We start from the raw sequence: 18,737 nt of genomic DNA on the forward strand, positions 1-18,737 counted from the left end.
TTCAACGCACTTCGTAATGGATCGGCTTGAAGCTGCCACCGTTGCTGGCAGGTGCGGAGCATGCCGTCAGCCCGATGATCAAATCCATTCTGGCGACGAAAACGATGCGATCACCGGCCTTGCTCAGCGGCGGCAGGACCTTCAGCTTGCCGGTTTCGCCATCCACTGGCACGTTCATGAAGCAGTTGAAGGCAATCGGGATGGCGTCTTCCTCAATACCATACGGCTGCAACGCTGCAGCCAAATTGCCGAGGCAGCCGCGATGCGGCGGCTCGTTGTCATAGCACATGCGGAAGGTCGCTTCGGAACACGGCGTCAGCAGGAAGTCGTGCCTGCCGACATCGTCCTCAACGATCTCCAGCATCACGTTGGAGCGGTTGGAATAGAGCTTGTCGCCAGTTGTGAGATAGATGCGCTCAGCATAATCGAGCGTGCGCCCGGATGAGAGCATCTCGCGTTTGTCGGCGGCATTGATCGCGAGGAGATCGGCGACCTGCGCTCCAAGCGCGTCGATCACCGTCAGCGTCTGTCCGGCCTTCATCTCAAAGGCGTCGCCACTGCGCGGCGGGATGACGTGATGATGGTGGTGTGCGTGATCCATCACGAACGCTCCTCGCTCGCCGCACTGGTGCTTTGGGGCTCAAGCACCACTTCCGCCTCCGCCTTTCGGCCGAACGGACAACGCCAGTCATCGTTGACGGCGCGTCCGCTATATTGCCGCGCTTCAGAGATTGAGCCATGCCGCGCGAGCATCGGGTTGATATCGCCGGCGAGCTTTACGTCGCGATCAAGGATCGCCTTGCGCAGTTTCTCATAGCGGTTCTGCTGCCGCAGCATTTCGAACTGATCGTGCAGGTTGAACACCATCGTCGGCCGGTCAAAGCGCCGCGCCGGGCGGCTGGCATTGGGGTGCAGACCGACAACAAAGAAAGCTTCACCGCCAAAGCTTAGAGAGAAATGCGGGTCGTCGGGATCTGAGCTGACGCGCGGATCATGCTTCTGGCCACGCCAGGCATCCTTGTCGGCCAAGGATTGAACGCGCTCCCACAACGCCGTTTCGAACTCGGACTCGCTGAGATCGTCAGGCCCCTCGAACACAACGGCAAAACTTGTGAACAGCGTCGGGTCTTCCGAATAAGCCCAGGCAAAATGCATCAAGGCATCCTGGATCTCGACATCGTTCCAGGCACTGCGAATATCGCGAGCCGAATAAACGGTCATACGCCCCTTCTGCACCGCAGACTTTGCGCCGACACAGGGAAACTCGGGATCAAGAATGAAGTCACGCAAGTGCTCTTCAGCGCTCGGCAACATCGGCTGCTCGAGCACAGCATGATTGGTACGCATACAAATTCCTATTGTGGAGTCCCTGAACCGATGGAGGTTGGGATGGTTCCGACCGGTCAAAGGGCTCCTGACAGGAGTGGCGGCGCCTGCGCGAAAGCCGGGAACTAAGCCGTGACGTCTATGACAACCCTGCCTCGCACGTTGCCCGCAAGTATCTCGTCGCCAAGGGCCTGGATCTTCGACAAAGGTTCTACCCTCGTCAGGGTATCAAGCTTGCCAGGGTCCAGGTCCCGGGCAAGACGCTGCCAAGCCCGATCACGTTGGCTCGCCGATGCCATGACGGAGTCGACGCCGATCAAAGCAACGCTGCGAAGGATATGCGGCAAAACGGTTGCGGGAAGATCAGCACCCCCAGCTAGACCGCAGCAGGCGATCGCCCCGCCCCGAACTGTCTGAGCCAGCGCATTGGCAAGGATCGTCGAGCCGACGGCATCCACACCGCCGGTCCAGCGCTCTTTCTGCAACGGACCACCCTTGGCTAAAAGATCTTCACGGCTGATGAAGTTGGTAGCTCCAAGACCGCGCAGGAAGTCGTGTGTTTCGGGCCGACCGGTCGCGGCCGTGACATTGTAGCCGCGCGCCGCCAGGAGGCTGATCGCAACCGATCCCACGCCGCCGGCAGCACCCGTCACCAGCACCTCTCCTACGCCTGGCTGAATGCGACCCCAGTCTTCGAGCGCATCGACGCACAGCGATGCGGTATAGCCGGCTGTCCCGATCGCCATGGCTTGCAAAGGCGTGAAGGCATCCGGCAGGCGCGTCAGCCATTCCGGCTTGAGGCGCTGGAACCGGCTGTAGCCACCCCATTCGGTTTCCGACAGACCCCAGCCGTTGACGACGACCTGATCGCCCACCTTCCAGTCGGCTGAGCGGCTTTCCACCACCGTGCCGGCCAGATCGATGCCAGCGACCATTGGAAGCCGCCGCGCGATGCGCCCCTTTCCACTGACCGCGAGACCGTCCTTATAGTTAAGGGTAGAATAGGCGATTTCGACGAGAACATCGTGGTCCGGCAGATCCGACCTGGATAGATCGCGAAACGCGACAGTCTGGTTGCCTTCAACATTATCGATAACCAAAGCACGGAACGTGTCGGACATGGCATCTTCTCCCATACGGTGTGGTTCGGGTGATCAGCTGGCGCTGCGTGCCGCGCGAGCGGTCAGCGTGGCGTTGTACATCGCGCGCAAATAATCGAGCAGCCGCTCCAAAGCGGTGATGGCAGCCGGGGCATCGCTGCGGCGCACGGCGTCCAGCATGTCGCGGTGCAGCGACACAATTTGCTGGCGCTCACGCATGCGCACCACGATCATGTTGGTAATCGGGATGAAGGCCTCGATCACCGTATACATCATGAGTTCCAGCGGCCCGTTGCGGCTGGCGCGCACGAGAGCGCGGTGAAAGCGAACGTCGGAAGCGCAGAACTCTTCGTCGCTCGTCGCGCTGTCGCTTTGAAGGGTGATCTCGGCTTCCATAGCAGCAAGCTCTTCCTCCTTGCGGTTGGCAGCGGCCAAGCGGCAGCAGATTGCTTCTGTTTCCCGACGCGCTGTGATGATCTCATCGATATCAAAGGCGCCGACGCCGACCAGCAGCGTCGCGGCGGCCGTGATGGTTCCCGACAGGCCCGCAGGATCGGGACGCATGACGAAGGTGCCACCGGACGGACCGCGCTTCGACTGAATGAGGTTCTGCGCCGCCAGCCGCTTCAGTGCTTCCCGCACCGTCGGCCGCGAAATGCCAAATCGGCGCGCCAACTCTTCTTCCGTCGGCAAACGCTCATCCATCTTGAGACGGCCGTCCATAATGGCTTCGCGAATGCTGTCGGCCACCTGCTTGGCAACGCTGCCGCGCACCACGCCATCATAGTTCAGGACCATCTTCGCTCCTCTTTGCGGCCCAACATGGCAGGGTCGAGCTGCCAAATCCAGTTTAAATATAGGTTTGACAAATATGGTTGTTTGTCTCACCGTTCATTTGAACTTGGCCGCTTGTGAGTTGCCCGCGTGAATGGCTTCACCTTCCTCTTCACCTGCATGAGTGTCCGTGCGATCCACCGCGGCGTGATCCATGACGCCTGAAAAGTCATCGGATTTCGTAGCGTATCTTCGTGCGCACCTCGATGCGAATGCGTTTGTCGAGGGCGCAAACGTCAATCCCGCGAGCGTCAGCGATGGGACGCGCGTTTCGGGCTTTTTACCCTCCCTCCTGCTGCGCCCGAGGAATGCAGCGGACTTGTCGTTGATCCTCCAAACGGCAACAAAGCTGCGCCAGTCGGTGGTTATTCAAGGCGGCCTGACCGGTCTCGCCGGCGGAGCAAGGCCGCGCCACGGTGAAGTGGCGGTTTCGCTGGAGCGGATGCGCGGCATGTCTGCGGTGAATGTTGCCGAAGGTACGATCGAGGTGGAAGCGGGTGTTCCTCTGCAGGCGGTGCAAGAGGCCGCGCAGGCAGCTGGATTCATGTTCGGCGTGGATCTCGGCGCGCGTGGAAGCGCCTCCATCGGCGGCATGATTGCCACCAATGCCGGCGGTATCCGCGTCTTGCGATACGGCATGATGCGCGATCAGGTCGCCGGACTGGAAGGCGTGCTGGCCGACGGCACGGTCATTGACTCCATGCTCGGCCTTCCTAAGGACAATGCGGGCTATGACCTGCGGCAGTTGCTTGTCGGGTCGGAAGGCACGCTTGGCGTTGTAACGCGCGCAAAGCTGCGGCTACGCCCTGCTCCAAAAAGCGAACGTGCGGCGCTGCTGTCGCTCGGGTCTGTCGATGATGCCATCAAGCTGCTGGTGTTTCTTCGAGAGCGGATCGGCGACCTGCTGGCGGCCTTCGAGATCATCTTTCCAGATGTTTACGCTGGCACCATCGCGCATATGGGCATCGTTCCGCCGCTGCCTCCGGGCGCCGGCCTCTATGTGCTGACGGATATCCAGGGACAGACGCCCGATGCCGATCTTGAGCGCTTCCAAGCCGCGCTCGGCGACGCCGTTGAGATCGGATTGTGCAGTGACGCCATACTGTCCTCGTCGGGACGCGAGTTCGAGACGCTGTGGGCAATTCGGGACGGCGTCAGTGACTGTGTTTATGCGCAAGGCCAGTCTTACGGTTTCGACATCGGTGTCCCGTTAAACGCAATCAACCGCTTTCTTAAGCTGGCCGCCGATCGTGTTTCCGCCATCGATCCTACGGCCCGCGCCTTCATCTTCGGCCATCTCGGGGACGGCAACCTGCACTACATCGTGGAAACCGAGGAAGGCGCTGATATCGCAAAGGCCGTGCTGACTGCGGTCGCCGAGGCCGGCGGCACGATCACTGCCGAACACGGGATCGGCACCGACAAGCGGGATTGGCTGCATCTGTGCCGAAGCGAGGCGGAACTTGCCGTAATGGGCCGCCTGAAACGCGCCCTTGATCCCGCCGGCATTCTCAATCCCGAGCGCGTCATCTCCACCTCCGCAGCGTACGGCAACAAAACGCTTCTACCCTGAAAGGCATGGCCATGGCCGACAAGATTATCATCGACACCGATCCCGGGCAGGATGATGCCTTCGCCATCCTGCTTGCTCTGGCCAGTCCGGAACTCGACGTGCTGGGCATTACGGCGGTTGCGGGCAACGTGCCTTTGTCCTTAACCGAAGTGAACATCCGCAAGATCTGCGACCTGGCGAAGCGCACGGATATCCCGGTCTTTGCCGGCTGCGACCGGCCGATGCAGAGGGCGCTGCACACCGCCGAGCATGTGCATGGCGCAACCGGCCTCGATGGTGCAGAGTTGCCAGACCCGACCATGCCCCTGCAGAACCAGCACGGCGTCGACTTCATCATCGAGACGCTACGCCGCGAAGCGCCGGGCACGGTGACACTGTGTCCGCTCGGGCCGCTCACGAATATCGCGACCGCGCTGACCCGCGCTCCGGATATCGCTTCGCGCATCCGCCGGATTGTCGCCATGGGAGGCGGCCTGTTCGAAGGTGGCAACATAACCCCGGCGGCCGAATTTAACATCTGGGTCGATCCGGAAGCGGCGACGATCGTGCTGGGCTCCGGCGTTCCGTTGACCATCGTCCCGCTTGACGTCACGCATAAGGTTCTCACCACGCGCGACAGGATCGCCGCCATCCGCGCAATCGGCACGCCGCTGGCGGAGGCTGCTGCCGGCTGGCTGGAGTTTTTCGAGCGGTTCGACGAGGCAAAGTACGGCACCGATGGCGGCCCGTTGCATGACCCCAACGTCATCGCCTGGCTGCTGCGGCCCGACCTCTACCAGGGCCGGCTCTGCAATGTGGAAATCGAAACGGAATCTGAGCTATGCGTCGGTATGACGGTGGTGGACTGGTGGGGCGTCACCTCGCGCGAAAAGAACGCGACCTGGATCCGCGATGTCGATGCGGACGGCTTCTTCGCCCTCCTCACCGAACGCCTGGCGAGTTTTCGCTAAAACTGCGGGCGCTCATGCCCGCAGAATGAGAGAATCCAACAGACGGATACCCTTGCCTTCCGGCAGAACCGCGACGGGATTGAGGTCGACCGCCTCGATGGCCGCCGCATGCCGCTCGCCGAACTCTGACAGCGCGACCATGGCATCGACAAGCGCTCTGCGATCGGCAGCCGGCGCGCCCCGCATACCAGCCAGCAGCTTGGCGAGGCGCGTACGCGCGATCATGGCCTCGGCACGCTCGGCATCGATCGGAAGAAGATCAAAGGCAGCGTCCTGCATCAGTTCGGTCAGCGTGCCACCGGCGCCCACAACCAGCCCGGGACCAAAGGGCGGATGCTGAACGAGGCCGAGCAGAACCTCAACGCCGCCGGTGACCATTTCCTGCACCAGCGCGCCGTCCAAACGCGCATCCGGCGCGTAAGCCCTGGCCGATGCCATGATGCGCTCGAAGATCACGCCGGCTGCTTCACCACCCTCTACACCGAGCACGACGCCGCCAGCTTCAGTCTTGTGCGCGATGTCGGGTGACGCGATCTTCATCGCGACCTTGCTCCCGATGCGCTCGGCAATCGCTACAGCTTCATCGGCGGTTGCCGCAACTTCGCCGGTCGGTCCATTCAGGCCGATCTCAGCGAAGATGGCGCGAGCTACGGCTTCGTTGATCGGGCCTGGTTCAGCATCGAGCGGTGCATCGCCCGCGCTGGCCCCATGCCATGTCACGGTTCGGCTTGCCGCCTGGCAGCGCGCGATGGCCGTCAGCGTGGCACGGGTGCCATGAAGCCGCACCGCATCGCCATAAGCTGCGGCGACGTCAGGATGCACGCCGGCAGAAAGGTTCGACATCGCGATGACAGGCGTGTTGCCTGCATAGGTAGCGACCGCGCCTGCAATGCCAGAATATTCCGCTGCAATAGCAGGAGATAGACCGGGCGGGGCATCTTGCGCGGCGATCGTGACGGCCACCTTTGGATCAGCATCCAAAGCGTCCAGCGCCCCACGATAAACATTCGGGTCGCCGAAGGCGGCACCGGTCACATCCAGCGGGTTTTGCGGCGTGGCGAAATCCGGCAGCAACACGCGCAGGCGTTCCACAGTTTCCGGCGCAAGGGTTGCTAGGTGCAGCCCGACTTCGCTGGCGATATCAGTGACATGCGCAACGCCGCCGCCGCTGACACCGACCACCGCGACCGCTCCAGCTTTGGGGCGCTTACCGCCGGAGCACAACACACCAGCTTCGATGAAGCTGTCCATATCAGGCAAATCGACGATGCCCACGCGCGCGAGGAAGGCGGCCTGCGCTTCGGCAGCACCGGCGAGCGCGCCTGTATGCGCTGCCGTCGCGCGCTGACCTTCAGCGGATCGGCCCACTCGAAGCGCGATCGCGGTCTTGCCGGCGGCATGCACCGCTTCCATGGCCGACGCGATCGAAGCTGGATCGCGGATACCTTCGATGACCAGGCCGATCACGTCCGTTTCCGGATCCTGCGCGAACCAGCGAAGATAATCGCCGAGGCTGGTCACCGGCGCATTGCCCATCGAAACGAGTGCCGAAACGCCGACGCGGCCGGAATTGCCGAGCGCAATGGCGCTGGCGCCGGATGCCGATATCAGCGCCATGCGGCCGCGTTTCATGGCCGGATCGAGCGTGGAGGAGTAAAGTGCAGCGCCGTTTGCGAGGGAAACGAGGCCGAGGCAGTTGGGTCCGCACAGCACCATGCCGTGACGGCGAGCAACCTCGGTTAGTTCGGCTTCAAGAGCAGCACCCGTCTCGCCGACCTCACCGAAGCCGGACGCGAGCACGACCGCCGCGCGCGTTCCCCGCTGGCCGGCCTCTTGCAGCACCCCGGCAACATGCGCCGCGCCGATGCCGATCACCACGCAATCCGGCGCCTCGTCGAGCGCCGAGATCGAAGGCGCCGCCTTGTATCCGAAGACCGAACTTTCACGCGGATGCACAGGCAGAATTCGACCGGCATAGTTCATGCCGATCAGGTTGCGCATCACGTAACCGGCGGAGGCGCCCGCGCGCTCCGTGGCACCCACAACGGCGACGGAGCGCGGCGCCATCAGAGGGCGCAGGTCCTGGATCATCAGACGTCGAGCCCGCGGAAGGGGCCGTCCCGGTACTCAAGATACTCCTTGAGCGTCATATGGCCGAGTTTCTTCATCCACTCATTGCCCGCCTTGGTGACATGCAGGCCGGCAATCGCCGTGACGTTGTAGTTGAAGCTCTCCCGGATGCCGGCGATCATCTGCTGATTGTTGATCGACATCTTGGTGTATTTCAGCGCCGGCGTGGGAACGCGGGCCAGCTTGCGCGCCAGATTCTCCGACTTCTGCTTCAGCTCGGCGGCCGGCACGATCTTGTTGATGAGATGCATGCGCAACGCTTCCTCGGCATCAATCGTGTCCCCGGTATACATCAGCCAACGCACGTCGCGCGTGGCGAGCAGCCAGGGCATCATCAGCGCCGGCGGACCGGAATTGTGCCGCACTTCCGGCTCGCCGAACTTGGCGTTGTCGGCCGCGATCGCGAGATCACAGCTCATGACAAGTTCAAGCGCGCCGGCCAGTGCATAACCGTTAACGGCGGCGATAACCGGGATCGGCGCTTTCCAGATGTTCAGGAGCGCTTCGGCGTTTTCCGTCATGTCCTCGACCCAGAAGTCGAAATCCACGTCGAAGTCGCCACCCTGCAGATCGTAACCCGACGAGAAGGCGCGGCCTGCACCGGTGATAATCAGGGCGTTGACGTCCGGATCGGCGACGGAAGCCGCAACGGCCGCATCGATCTCGCGCACCACCGTCTTGTTCATCGCGTTCAGCTTGTCGGGCCGATTGATCGTGATGGTGGCGAATTTATCGGTCGCGTCCTTTTCGTACAGGATCGTCTCGTAGGTCATGTCTTCTCCTCATTCTGGCAGCCGGTTTACCCTTTGTGCCGCCGTAACCCTCTCGCCGCATGGACGGCTGTTTATCGTCTAAGCGGGCTGCCCCGCGCTTGGCGCAGGCATGCGCATCCGGGCGTGACTTTCCAGCGTTGCGAGGCTGAGATCGGCCCGGACTGTTCCCGTCGTCTCGATGGTCAAGGCGCTCATCAGGTTGCCGAGCGCCGTGGCTGCTGCAAGTTCCTTCCCGCTCAACAAGCCATGCAAGGTTCCGGCGACCATTGCATCGCCGGCACCAGTTAGATCGATCACCGTGGCCGGTATGGAGGGAAGCGTTGTCTGCGTCCCCTCGCCCGCAATGACGACGCCCTTTGATCCCAACGAAAGTTGCACCATGCCGGCGCCTTGGCTTTGCAGGGCTTGTGCGGCGTCCAGCGCCTCGTCGAGCGTTGTGGCACGGGCACCAGACAGGAGGATGGCTGCCTCATCCGCGTTCAGAAGCAGAAGATCGATGCCGGTCAGATCCTTCGGCAATTTGCGGACCTTGCCGATGGAAACTGCGTCGATTGCCAGCTTGTAGCGTCCTCCGCCCTGACGCCGGATCAAGGCTTCCAGTGTTTCGGCCGGCAAATTGGTTTCCGCGAACACCCATGATGCGGCTGCAAGGTGAGACCAGATCCGCGCCAGCGCACCGGGGGTCAACAGGTCGAACAAACGCATATTGTCCATGCCGAAGACGAGCTGTCCGTCCGGACTTAGCACCGCGCTGTATTCGGCAGTGATCTGGCCGGGCACCATGATGACGCCGCTGACATCCACGCCGCGTCCACGTAGATGGTTCAGCAGGTGCTGGCCGGTCTGATCGTCGCCCACGGCCGAAATGAACAGTGGCCGTTCGCCGAGAAGCGCCAGGCTTTCCGCCACGTTGCGCGCCACCCCTCCGAAGCTGTGGACGCTGTCGACGGGGTTCGAGGTTTCCATCGCGAGCGGCGATAGCAAGCGGTGCTTACGGTCGAAAACGGCGCCACCGATACAGACGATGTGTCCGGGCTCGGGCAGGACATAGCCGCGGCCAAGAATGTGCCCCTGTTTGATGAGCTGAACGATGTGGGCCGCGACGGTCGATCGAGCAATGCCAAGCGCATCTGCAATTTCCTGCTGACCCGCAAAAGGGTTGCGCGAGATCTGCTCAAGAACCGCCGCTTCCTGGGTGGTTAGGTCCGCCATCACTCGCCTGCTGCTGCTCGTGCTTTTTTGTGTAGACAACAACAGTTTTTGTTGTCAACAATAGTTTTCAGCGAAACAAGTGAGCGAGACCGGCTTCAAGGCAGGTGTTCCAAGCCTCCTTCTTCAGCCGATTTGCAGGTCTCGTTCTCGCGACTGGAGGATGTGAGAATGAGTTCAACCGCCGACACGCTGACCATCGACATTCCGGTCATCGACATTGCTCCCTTCATCGCCAATGAAGCCGGCTCTGCCGATGTGGTTCGCGCGGTTGAAGCGGCCTGCCGCAATCTCGGCTTCCTTCTGGTGACAGGTCATGGCGTGCCGAAGGACGTGACCGCCAGGCTCTACGACACGGCGCGTGCTTTCTTCGATGAGCCGCAGGAGTGGAAGGTCGGGCAAGGACGCGGCACGAGCGAGATCGGCGGCGTCGCCTTTTCCCCAATTGCCGACGAAGCCTTGGCGGCCACGATGGGATTGAAGACACCCGGCGACTTCAAGGAAAGCTTGAATTACGGTCCTCGCCTGCCGGGTGACGCTTGGCCTTCCAAGCCGTCCGGCTTGGAGTCTGCCTTCGAGGATTATTTCAGCGAAATGGAAATTCTGGCCGGCCATCTGCGCCGGATCTTCTGCAGCGCGATCGGCCTTGCGCCCGATCATTTCGAGAAGGAGTTTGTCGATCACCTATCGGCCCTGCGCGTGATCAACTATCCCGAGCAGCATGTTGAGCCAGAGCCCGGCCAGCTTCGCGCCGGCGTCCACACCGATTATGGCTTCATGACCATCCTGCGCTCCGAAGCGTCACAAGGCGGTCTCCAGGTGCGCAACCGCGATGGCGAATGGCTGGACGCACCGTCGATCGAGGGCGCCTATGTCATCAATATCGGCGACGCCTTCATGCGCTGGACAAATGATGAATGGGTCTCGACGCCGCATCGGGTGGCTAATCCGCCTTCCGGCTATGGCGGCACCGCGCGGCGCCAATCGATCCCATTCTTCCTCAATCCATCCAAGGACACGGTGATCGAATGCCTTCCAGCTTTTGCTGGACAAGGCGCCAAGTATGAGCCGATCACGTATGGTGAATATATCAAGGTGAAGACCGGCCAAGCCTTCAGCAAAGGCTAATCGGTCGATCAAAGCAGAACCTGGCGCAAGATCAGGTCTGCAGAGGGTGCAACACACGGGTCACAATGGAGGACCAAGATGGAACTCAATCGACGGCAAGCGCTTGGCGCTTTGGCTGCGGCAGCTCTGTTGCCGACACGCGCAGCCTTCGCACAGCAACGGACCCTCATCGTTCCGACGCTGGGCGGTGTCTGGGAACAGTTCTGGCGCGACAAGATCGCGCCGGAGTTCACGAAGCTCAGCGGTGCAAACGTCACCCTGGATGTGGGTAACGGACGCGTCTTCGGAGCAAATCTGCGCGCGGCCGGACCGCAGAAGCCGCCTTATTCCATCGTCATGACAAACGAAGTTTTCTCGGAAGGCTTGCGCAAGGAAGGCTTCTTCGAGCAGCTCGATCTTTCAAAGCTGCCGAACTATAATTCTACCTACCAGGTGGCCCGCAACACCGGCGGCTATGGTGTCGTCGTCTGTTACTCGCCGGTCGGCATCGGTTATCGGACCGACATGGTCCAGACCCCGCCTAAGAGATGGCACGACCTCTGGGAAAACCCGGAATTCCGCAATCGCATCGGCCTCTACAACTTTGCCAATTCCGCCGGCAAGATGGAATTGCTGCTGGCTTCCCGCCTGTTCGGCAAGGATCAGTATGATGTCGATGCCGGCTTCAAGGCGCTCGCGGATCTCGGCCAAGTCATTCAGGTCGACTTCAATCTTTCGACGGCTCTGGCCTCCGGCGAGATCGTCGTCGCCCCGTTCGATTTCGCGGAAATCGCGCGGCTGAAGAAGCAGGGTCTGCCTGTCGACTATGTCGTTCCGGAAGAAGGTGTCATGGCGTTCGACCAGACGCTGAACATCCTCGCTAACGGTCCTGAAAAGGAGTTGTCATATCAATACGCCAACTTCCTCCTTTCGCCGGAAGCGCAGGAACTACTCATGCGCGGCTTCTACGTGTCTCCCACCAACACCGCTGTGAAGGCACCGAATGAACTGGCGTACGAGGTACCGATTTCGGGCGATCGGATGAGCGAAATCCTGCAGTGGGACTGGGCCTTCGTGAATGAGCACCAGAACGAACTGTCTGAGCGCTGGGCCTCGACCGTCGGCTGATCGCGCGGCCAAGCGGCGTGCCATCCGACCGCGGGTCATTTCCTCGCGGTCTGCCTTTCTCACCGGAATGCCTGAGTAGCCGATGACCAAAGTCACCATCCGCAATCTGACGAAGATCTATGGTCAGGCCATCAAGGCCGTGGATTCGATCTCGCTGGAAATCCCGTCCGGCGAGTTCGTGTCGCTGCTCGGCCCATCGGGCTGCGGAAAGACAACCACGCTCAAGATGCTGGCGGGCTTCGAAAGCGTGACGTCCGGGAGCATCGCCTTCGATGGCGACGATGTCGTTGCGGTGCCGCCCGAAGGGCGCGACATCGGCATGGTGTTCCAGAACTATGCGTTGTTCCCGCATATGACCGTGCGCGGCAACCTCGCCTTCGGGCTGGAAATGCGCAAGGTGCCGAAGGCGGAGATGCAACGGCGCATTGATGCCACGCTGGACCTCGTTCAACTTGGACCCTACGCGGACCGGTATCCGCGCCAGCTGTCCGGCGGGCAGCAGCAGCGTGTTGCGATCGGCCGTGCGCTGGTGATCGAGCCGCGCATCCTCCTGCTCGACGAGCCGCTGGCTAACCTCGACGCCAAGCTGCGCGAGGAGATGCGCGTTTTCATCCGCGACCTGCAGCGGCGCGTCGGCATCACCACAGTCTACGTCACGCATGACCAGGCAGAGGCGATGACGATGTCGGATCGCGTCGTTGTCATGTTCGGGGGCAAGATCGCGCAACAAGCGCCGCCCAGCGACATCTACGACTATCCGGTCAGCCGTGAGGTCGCCGGCTTTGTGGGACAGGTCAACTTCATCGACGGTTTCGTGGCCTCTGTTGATGGCGATCTGGCGTGCATCGAAACGCCATTCGGACCCGCGGAAGTGCCGGCAAAAACGCGCGGCCGGGGTTCTGCCGTAACTCTGGCGCTGCGCCCGGAAGCCATTGACATCGTTCCCGATACAGCCGGGCATGGCATTCCGGCAACCGTGGTCAGCTCCTACTTTTCCGGCGCGATCCTCGATTACACGCTGGCCATGGCGGACGGCACGAAAGTCGACGTCAAGACGATTGCCCGTACGCGCTTCGAGCCGGGCGCACAAGTGCGTCTATCCGTCGACGCGCATCGCTTCTGGCCGATCGAGGCAGCATGATGCAGACGGCATCGCCCGGGAATCGACCCTATTTGCTGCTACTCCCTGCCGCGATCCTGTTGATCGTGTTCATGGCCATTCCTTACCTGAACATCCTCGTCACCAGCTTCCGCAATCCCGGCCAGGGAACGCCCTATGCGGACGGCTATACGCTGATGAACTATGCGCGCATCTTCAGCTCGCCGCTTTATCAAGGCCAGCTGTTCAACACGCTGTGGATCGGCATCGTCACGACCTTCGCAACCCTTGTGATCGGCCTGCCGGTCGCTTTTCAGCTTGGACGCGCCGATCTGCGCTGGCGTGGCCTCGCTTATGGTATCGTGCTGTCGCCATTGCTGGTCGGCATCGTCATCCGCAGCTATGGCTGGACGATCCTGCTCGGCAACAATGGCGTCATCAACCGCACGCTGATCAATCTCGGGCTGACCGAGTATCCTTTGCCGCTGATGTACAATTCCCTCGGCATCATCATCGCGCTCGTCCATGTCTTCCTGCCGTTCATGATCCTGCCAATCATGTCGGCCGTGCAGTCCATCGATCCGGCGGTTGTTTCTGCCGCACGATCACTTGGCGCGGGCCGCGCGACGGTGATCCGCCGCATCCTCCTGCCGCTGGCGATGCCCGGCATCCAGGCCGGCTGCATCCTCGTTTTCGTGCTGTCGCTGTCGGCCTATGTCACGCCGGCCATGATCGGCGGGTTGAGGGTCAAGACCATGGCGGTGACGGTGGTCGACGCTTTGCTCGACACGTTCCAGTGGCCCCTTGGTGCGGCGCTCGCGCTCATGCTGTCGGCGATCGGTGCGGTAATCGTGATGATTTTCGCCCGTGCCACGCGGATGAAGTGGAAGGTCGGCTGATGGCGCGTCAGGCACTCAACATCTATTCGGTCATCATCTACATTTTCCTGCTTCTGCCGATCGCCGTCGTGGTCGGCGCATCTTTCAACTCAGGCGAGTTCCTGACCTTCCCGCCGCAGGGGTTCTCGCTGCGTTGGTACGTGGCCTTCCTCAACAATGAAGTCTTCATGCGCGCGATCCGCACGTCGCTCTGGATCGCGGCAGTCGCCATGGTGGTGTCGGGTATCATAGGTACGATGGCCGCCGTGTATTACGTGAACTATGCGGCCCGCTCGAAGGAAACCATCCGGATCGCCATGCTGTCGCCGCTGCTTCTGCCGGAAGTGCTGACGGCGATCTCGCTGCTCTTCTTCGTGTATGCGGTCGGCATCGGCACCACCACGATGTTCGGTCTTCTGGTCGGCCATGTGCTGATCACGCTGCCCTTCGTGTTCATGAACGTGACCTCCAGCCTCGAGGGCTACGATCCTGACTGGTCGATGGCGGCGCAGTCGCTGGGTGCAAGCCGCTGGACCCGCTTCCGCCGCATCACCTTGCCGCTGATCAAGCCCGGCGTCTTCAGCGGATGCTTGTTTGCGTTCGTGATCTCCTTCGACGTCTTCACCATCAGCTTCATGCTGAAGAGCATCGGCAGTTCCACGCTGCCAATCCAGCTGTTCGATTACCTGAAGACGAACTACACGCCGGAAGCGGCCGCCGTTTCGACCGTCTCGATCGTCGTCACCATCCTGGTTGTCATCATATCGGAAAAGGTCTTGGGCCTGCGCGTGCATCGTTTCTGACGGGCGTTCCCCGGCTTCGTCACACGCGATGGACTACCAAGGCTTTCACAGGATGCACGCTATAAAACCGGTTTTCGAGCTTCTGGCCCAATCCCTCCACGCTCACGGCGTGACGGAGCTTTTCGGCCTGATTGGTGATGCTAACCTCTACATGGTCGATGCCTGGGTGCGCGCAGACTGGGGCCGCTATACGGCGTGTGCGCACGAAGCAACGGCGGTCCTTGCGGCACTCGGCTATGCTCAGGTATCCGGGCTGACTGGCGTGGCGACAATCACCCATGGGCCGGCTCTTACCAATGCCATGACTGCCTTGGCCGAAGGAGCCAAGGGCGGCATCCCGGTGGTCTTGCTCTGCGGCGACACGGCGCCGCATGATCGCGAACATCTGCAAAAGATCGACCAGCGCGAGTTGGTCAAGGCAACGGGTGCCGGCTTCGTGGACATGCGAACGCCGGATACTGCCTCGAGCGATCTGGCGCGTGCCTTTCGGCAAGCTTCCCTCGAGCGGCGACCAGTTGTGTTCAACATGCGCGCAGATCTGCAATGGGAGAAGACGGCTGCAAGTCCGGTGAAGCTGCCTATTCCTGTTGTTCGGACTGTCATCGTTGAAGGTGACGCGTTCGACGAGGCCCTTGGTGCGATTGCCTCCGCCAAGCGGCCTCTCATCCTTGCCGGCCGAGGCGCCATAGCGCCGGATGTAAAGGCTGCGCTCCTCCGCCTCGCCGCCCGCCTCGAAGCGCCCGTCGCAACGACACTGAAAGCATCCGGCCTCTTTCACGGCGCACCCTTCGACCTCGGCGTTCTCGGTACGCTTGCCCGCCCTGTCGCCCTCGAAACACTGCTGAAGTCCGACTGCGTCATCGCCTTTGGCGCAAGCCTCAGCCGGTTGACGACCGATAACGGCAAGCTGCTCGACGGCAAGCGCGTGATCCAGATCCTAGGCGATCCACTGGATAACGACCGGCGCACCGATCCGGGCATGCTGTTGATTGCCGACCCCGCTTCGATGGCCGACAAGATTGTTGAAATGCTTGATCTGGCCGAGATTGCACCATCGGGCGCAACCGATGCTGATCTCGCCGAAGCCTTGTCGCGAGAGGCAGAGGCACAAGCACAACTGCCGCCAACGCGCGAGACTTCGGACGGCACCATCGACTATGAGCCCGCCTTGCGACGGATCCATCAAGCCTTGCCATGCGACCGGGTGCTCGTGACGGATCTTGGCCGCTTCGTGGTTTCCGCCTGGCGAAACCTTCCCGTGAGCGACCCGCGCCATCTCGTTTATACTGCCAATTTCGCCTCAATCGGCTGCGGCCTCGGAGAAGCGATCGGGGCAGCAAGAGCGGCGCCTGACAAACTGACCGTTCTAGTTGCCGGCGACGGCGGCTTCACCATGGGCGGCTTGACCGAGCTCTCGACCGTGGTGCGCGAGAAGCTCAACCTTGCCATCATCCTCTGCAACGATGGCAGCTACGGAGCTGAACACATCCAGTTCACGAACAAGGGCATGTCGCCCGCTCTGTCCATGACAAGCCCGCCTGATTTTACCGGCATAGCGCGGGCCATGGGTATGACCGCTTGTAAGGTCCCAAATCCAGCGGAGCTAGAGGTAGCGCTGAAAACGCTGACCAGCCGGAACGGACCAAGCTTGATCGAGCTTAGCTTGGATCCCGAAAAGGTATTTATGTGACGACCCGCGGGCTATCCGACGCTGTTTCACCTTGAGCGAATGACGCTCGAAGCGACTGCAACTGCAAAGAAGGCGCTGCATCTCAGCTAAGCCTTCTCTGCAGTTGAAGCAGCAGCTAGAACAAGAAGTATCGCTGCGCCATCGGGAGCACGTCCGCCGGTTCGCAGGTCAGCAGCATGCCATCGGCGCGAACCTCATAGGTCTCCGGATCGACCTCCAGATACGGCGTGGCATCGTTGAGTTTCATCGCGGCCTTGCCGATCCCGCCGCGCGTATTCTCAACCGCGATCATGGCCTTATCGACGCCAAGCCGCTCGCGCAAACCGCTGTCGAGTGCCGCGCGGGACGTGAAGGTTACGGAGGACGCCGACACCGCCTTGCCATAGGCGCCAAACATTGGACGGTAATGCATCGGCTGCGGTGTTGGAATGGATGCGTTCGGATCGCCCATCGGCGCGGCGACGATGGTGCCGCCGAGCAGAACCAGTTCCGGTTTTACGCCGAAGAAGGCCGGCTTCCACAAAACGAGGTCGGCGCGCTTGCCGACCTCGATGGAGCCGATGTGGCGCGACACGCCATGGGCGATTGCCGGGTTGATCGTGTATTTGGCGATGTAGCGGCGGACGCGGAAATTGTCGTTGTTTCCGGTTTCTTCCGGCAGGGCCCCGCGCTGGCGCTTCATCTTGTCGGCGGTCTGCCAAGTGCGGATGATAACCTCGCCGACCCGCCCCATCGCCTGGCTGTCCGACGAAATGATCGAAAACGCGCCAAGGTCGTGCAGAATATCTTCCGCGGCAATCGTTTCCTTGCGGATGCGGCTTTCGGCGAAGGCAACGTCTTCGGGGATGGAAGCATCGAGATGATGGCACACCATCAGCATGTCGAGGTGTTCGGCCACCGTGTTGCGCGTATAAGGGCGGGTCGGGTTGGTCGAGGACGGAATGACGTTGGCGAAACCCGCCACCTTGATGATATCAGGCGCATGGCCGCCGCCCGCACCCTCCGTATGATAGGAATGGATGGTGCGGCCCTTGAAGGCCGCCAGCGTGTCTTCCACGAAGCCGCTTTCATTCAGCGTGTCGGTGTGGATCATCACCTGCACGTCGAAATCGTCGGCGACGTTCAGGCAGTTGTCGATCGCGGCCGGCGTCGTGCCCCAGTCTTCATGCAGCTTGAGCGCGCAGGCTCCACCTTCCACCATCTCGATCAGCGCGCCGGGCAGCGAGGCGTTGCCCTTACCCGCAAGGCCGATGTTCATGGGAAAGGCGTCGAAGGACTGGATCATCCGACCGAGATGCCACGGACCGGGCGTGCAGGTCGTAGCAAGCGTGCCATGCGCTGGTCCGGTGCCACCACCGAGCATCGAGGTGAGGCCGGACATCAGCGCTTCTTCGATCTGCTGCGGGCAGATGAAATGGATATGCGTGTCGAAACCGCCGGCCGTGAGGATTTTGCCTTCGCCTGCGATTACCTCCGTGCCGGGCCCGACGATGATCGTCACGCCGGCTTGCGTATCGGGATTGCCGGCCTTGCCGATGCTTGCGATTAAGCCATCGCGCAGACCGACATCGGCCTTGTAGATACCGGTGTGATCGACGATCAGCGCATTGGTGATGACTGTGTCGACGGCCCCTTGCGCGCGAGTCGCCTGGCTCTGGCCCATCCCGTCGCGGATCACCTTGCCGCCGCCGAACTTCACCTCCTCGCCATAGATGGTGAAATCCTTCTCGACCTCGATGAAGAGTTCCGTGTCGGCCAGCCGGACCTTGTCGCCGACGGTCGGGCCGTACATGTCGGCATAGGCCGCGCGGGAGATCTTTGCCGGCATCAGAGTTCTCCCATGATCTTCTGCTGGAAGCCGTAAACCTGACGCGAGCCGCCAAGTGGCACCAGCCGCACTTCGCGGGTTTGTCCCGGTTCGAACCGCACCGCCGTTCCCGCCGCGATATCGAGGCGCATGCCACGCGCCTTGTCGCGCTCAAAGCGCAGACCTTCGTTGACCTCGAAGAAGTGGTAGTGCGAGCCGACCTGAACCGGCCGATCGCCCGTATTGGCGACTTCCAGCACAAGCTGCGGCGCGCCGGCGTTCAGCTCGATCTCGCCGCTTTGTGTTATCACTTCTCCGGGGATCATGGCG

17 protein-coding genes are annotated in these 18,737 nt (G+C 61.6%); 8 read left to right on the forward strand and 9 right to left on the reverse strand.

The window, feature by feature from the left end; all coding sequences use genetic code 11:
* Position 1: 1 nt before the first annotated feature.
* The 4 genes from IE166_RS18340 to IE166_RS18355 form a co-directional block, all read right to left on the reverse strand.
* Complete coding sequence (locus IE166_RS18340; RefSeq protein ID WP_189506804.1) at positions 2–601, reverse strand: DUF1989 domain-containing protein; 600 nt, start codon at positions 599–601, stop codon at positions 2–4.
* Complete coding sequence (gene gntA, locus IE166_RS18345; protein ID WP_244641577.1) at positions 601–1,347, reverse strand: guanitoxin biosynthesis heme-dependent pre-guanitoxin N-hydroxylase GntA; 747 nt, start codon at positions 1,345–1,347, stop codon at positions 601–603. Before gntA ends, IE166_RS18340 begins: the two co-directional genes overlap by 1 nt.
* A gap of 104 nt (positions 1,348–1,451) precedes the next feature.
* The gene (locus IE166_RS18350) at positions 1,452–2,447 is read right to left on the reverse strand and encodes an MDR family oxidoreductase (protein WP_189506806.1); all 996 of its coding nucleotides are present in this window, start codon (positions 2,445–2,447) and stop codon (positions 1,452–1,454) included.
* A gap of 33 nt (positions 2,448–2,480) precedes the next feature.
* Positions 2,481–3,224 carry a FadR/GntR family transcriptional regulator gene (locus tag IE166_RS18355; RefSeq protein ID WP_189506808.1) on the reverse strand — a complete coding sequence of 248 codons (744 nt, stop codon included), beginning with the start codon at positions 3,222–3,224 and terminating at the stop codon, positions 2,481–2,483.
* A gap of 190 nt (positions 3,225–3,414) precedes the next feature.
* Here IE166_RS18355 and IE166_RS18360 point away from each other — a divergent pair, with 190 nt between their 5' ends.
* Positions 3,415–4,833, forward strand: a complete 1,419-nt coding sequence (locus IE166_RS18360; RefSeq protein ID WP_189506809.1) for an FAD-binding oxidoreductase — start codon at positions 3,415–3,417, stop codon at positions 4,831–4,833.
* 11 nt (positions 4,834–4,844) lie between these two features.
* The gene (locus IE166_RS18365; RefSeq protein WP_189506811.1) at positions 4,845–5,783 is read left to right on the forward strand and encodes a nucleoside hydrolase; all 939 of its coding nucleotides are present in this window, start codon (positions 4,845–4,847) and stop codon (positions 5,781–5,783) included.
* A 12-nt stretch (positions 5,784–5,795) separates the two neighbouring features.
* Here IE166_RS18365 and IE166_RS18370 read toward each other — a convergent pair whose 3' ends face one another.
* The 3 genes from IE166_RS18370 to IE166_RS18380 all read right to left on the reverse strand — a co-directional run bounded on the left by IE166_RS18370 (position 5,796) and on the right by IE166_RS18380 (position 9,898).
* Positions 5,796–7,850 (reverse strand): acetate--CoA ligase family protein, encoded by a 2,055-nt coding sequence (locus tag IE166_RS18370; protein ID WP_244641579.1) that lies wholly within the window; start codon positions 7,848–7,850, stop codon positions 5,796–5,798.
* Positions 7,851–7,873: 23 nt separating this feature from the next.
* Entirely contained in the window at positions 7,874–8,686 is an 813-nt protein-coding gene (locus IE166_RS18375) for an enoyl-CoA hydratase/isomerase family protein (protein ID WP_189506815.1), read from the reverse strand.
* A 78-nt stretch (positions 8,687–8,764) separates the two neighbouring features.
* The gene (locus tag IE166_RS18380) at positions 8,765–9,898 is read right to left on the reverse strand and encodes a PfkB family carbohydrate kinase (RefSeq protein WP_189506817.1); all 1,134 of its coding nucleotides are present in this window, start codon (positions 9,896–9,898) and stop codon (positions 8,765–8,767) included.
* Positions 9,899–10,066: 168 nt separating this feature from the next.
* Here IE166_RS18380 and IE166_RS18385 point away from each other — a divergent pair, with 168 nt between their 5' ends.
* The 6 genes from IE166_RS18385 (at position 10,067) to IE166_RS18410 (ending at position 16,600) form a co-directional block, all read left to right on the forward strand.
* Positions 10,067–11,023, forward strand: a complete 957-nt coding sequence (locus IE166_RS18385) for an isopenicillin N synthase family dioxygenase (protein WP_189506819.1) — start codon at positions 10,067–10,069, stop codon at positions 11,021–11,023.
* A gap of 78 nt (positions 11,024–11,101) precedes the next feature.
* Entirely contained in the window at positions 11,102–12,130 is a 1,029-nt protein-coding gene (locus IE166_RS18390; RefSeq protein ID WP_189506821.1) for an ABC transporter substrate-binding protein, read from the forward strand.
* A gap of 82 nt (positions 12,131–12,212) precedes the next feature.
* Entirely contained in the window at positions 12,213–13,271 is a 1,059-nt protein-coding gene (locus IE166_RS18395; RefSeq protein WP_189506823.1) for an ABC transporter ATP-binding protein, read from the forward strand.
* Positions 13,272–13,303: 32 nt separating this feature from the next.
* Positions 13,304–14,128 carry an ABC transporter permease gene (locus IE166_RS18400; RefSeq protein ID WP_244641580.1) on the forward strand — a complete coding sequence of 275 codons (825 nt, stop codon included), beginning with the start codon at positions 13,304–13,306 and terminating at the stop codon, positions 14,126–14,128.
* The gene (locus IE166_RS18405; RefSeq protein ID WP_189506825.1) at positions 14,128–14,910 is read left to right on the forward strand and encodes an ABC transporter permease; all 783 of its coding nucleotides are present in this window, start codon (positions 14,128–14,130) and stop codon (positions 14,908–14,910) included. Before IE166_RS18400 ends, IE166_RS18405 begins: the two co-directional genes overlap by 1 nt.
* Positions 14,911–14,962: 52 nt before the next feature.
* Entirely contained in the window at positions 14,963–16,600 is a 1,638-nt protein-coding gene (locus tag IE166_RS18410; RefSeq protein WP_189506826.1) for a thiamine pyrophosphate-binding protein, read from the forward strand.
* Positions 16,601–16,715: 115 nt separating this feature from the next.
* On the opposite strand, the gene ureC is transcribed toward IE166_RS18410, so the two are convergent.
* On the reverse strand, positions 16,716–18,428 hold the full coding sequence (gene ureC / locus IE166_RS18415; RefSeq protein WP_189506828.1) for an urease subunit alpha: 1,713 nt from the start codon (positions 18,426–18,428) through the stop codon (positions 16,716–16,718).
* Positions 18,428–18,733, reverse strand: a complete 306-nt coding sequence (locus tag IE166_RS18420; protein WP_189506836.1) for an urease subunit beta — start codon at positions 18,731–18,733, stop codon at positions 18,428–18,430. The genes ureC and IE166_RS18420 overlap by 1 nt, the downstream gene beginning before the upstream one ends.
* Positions 18,734–18,737 lie beyond the last annotated feature (4 nt).

The sequence above is a fragment of the Tianweitania populi genome (assembly GCF_014652875.1).
Taxonomy (GTDB): Bacteria; Pseudomonadota; Alphaproteobacteria; order Rhizobiales; family Rhizobiaceae; genus Tianweitania; species Tianweitania populi.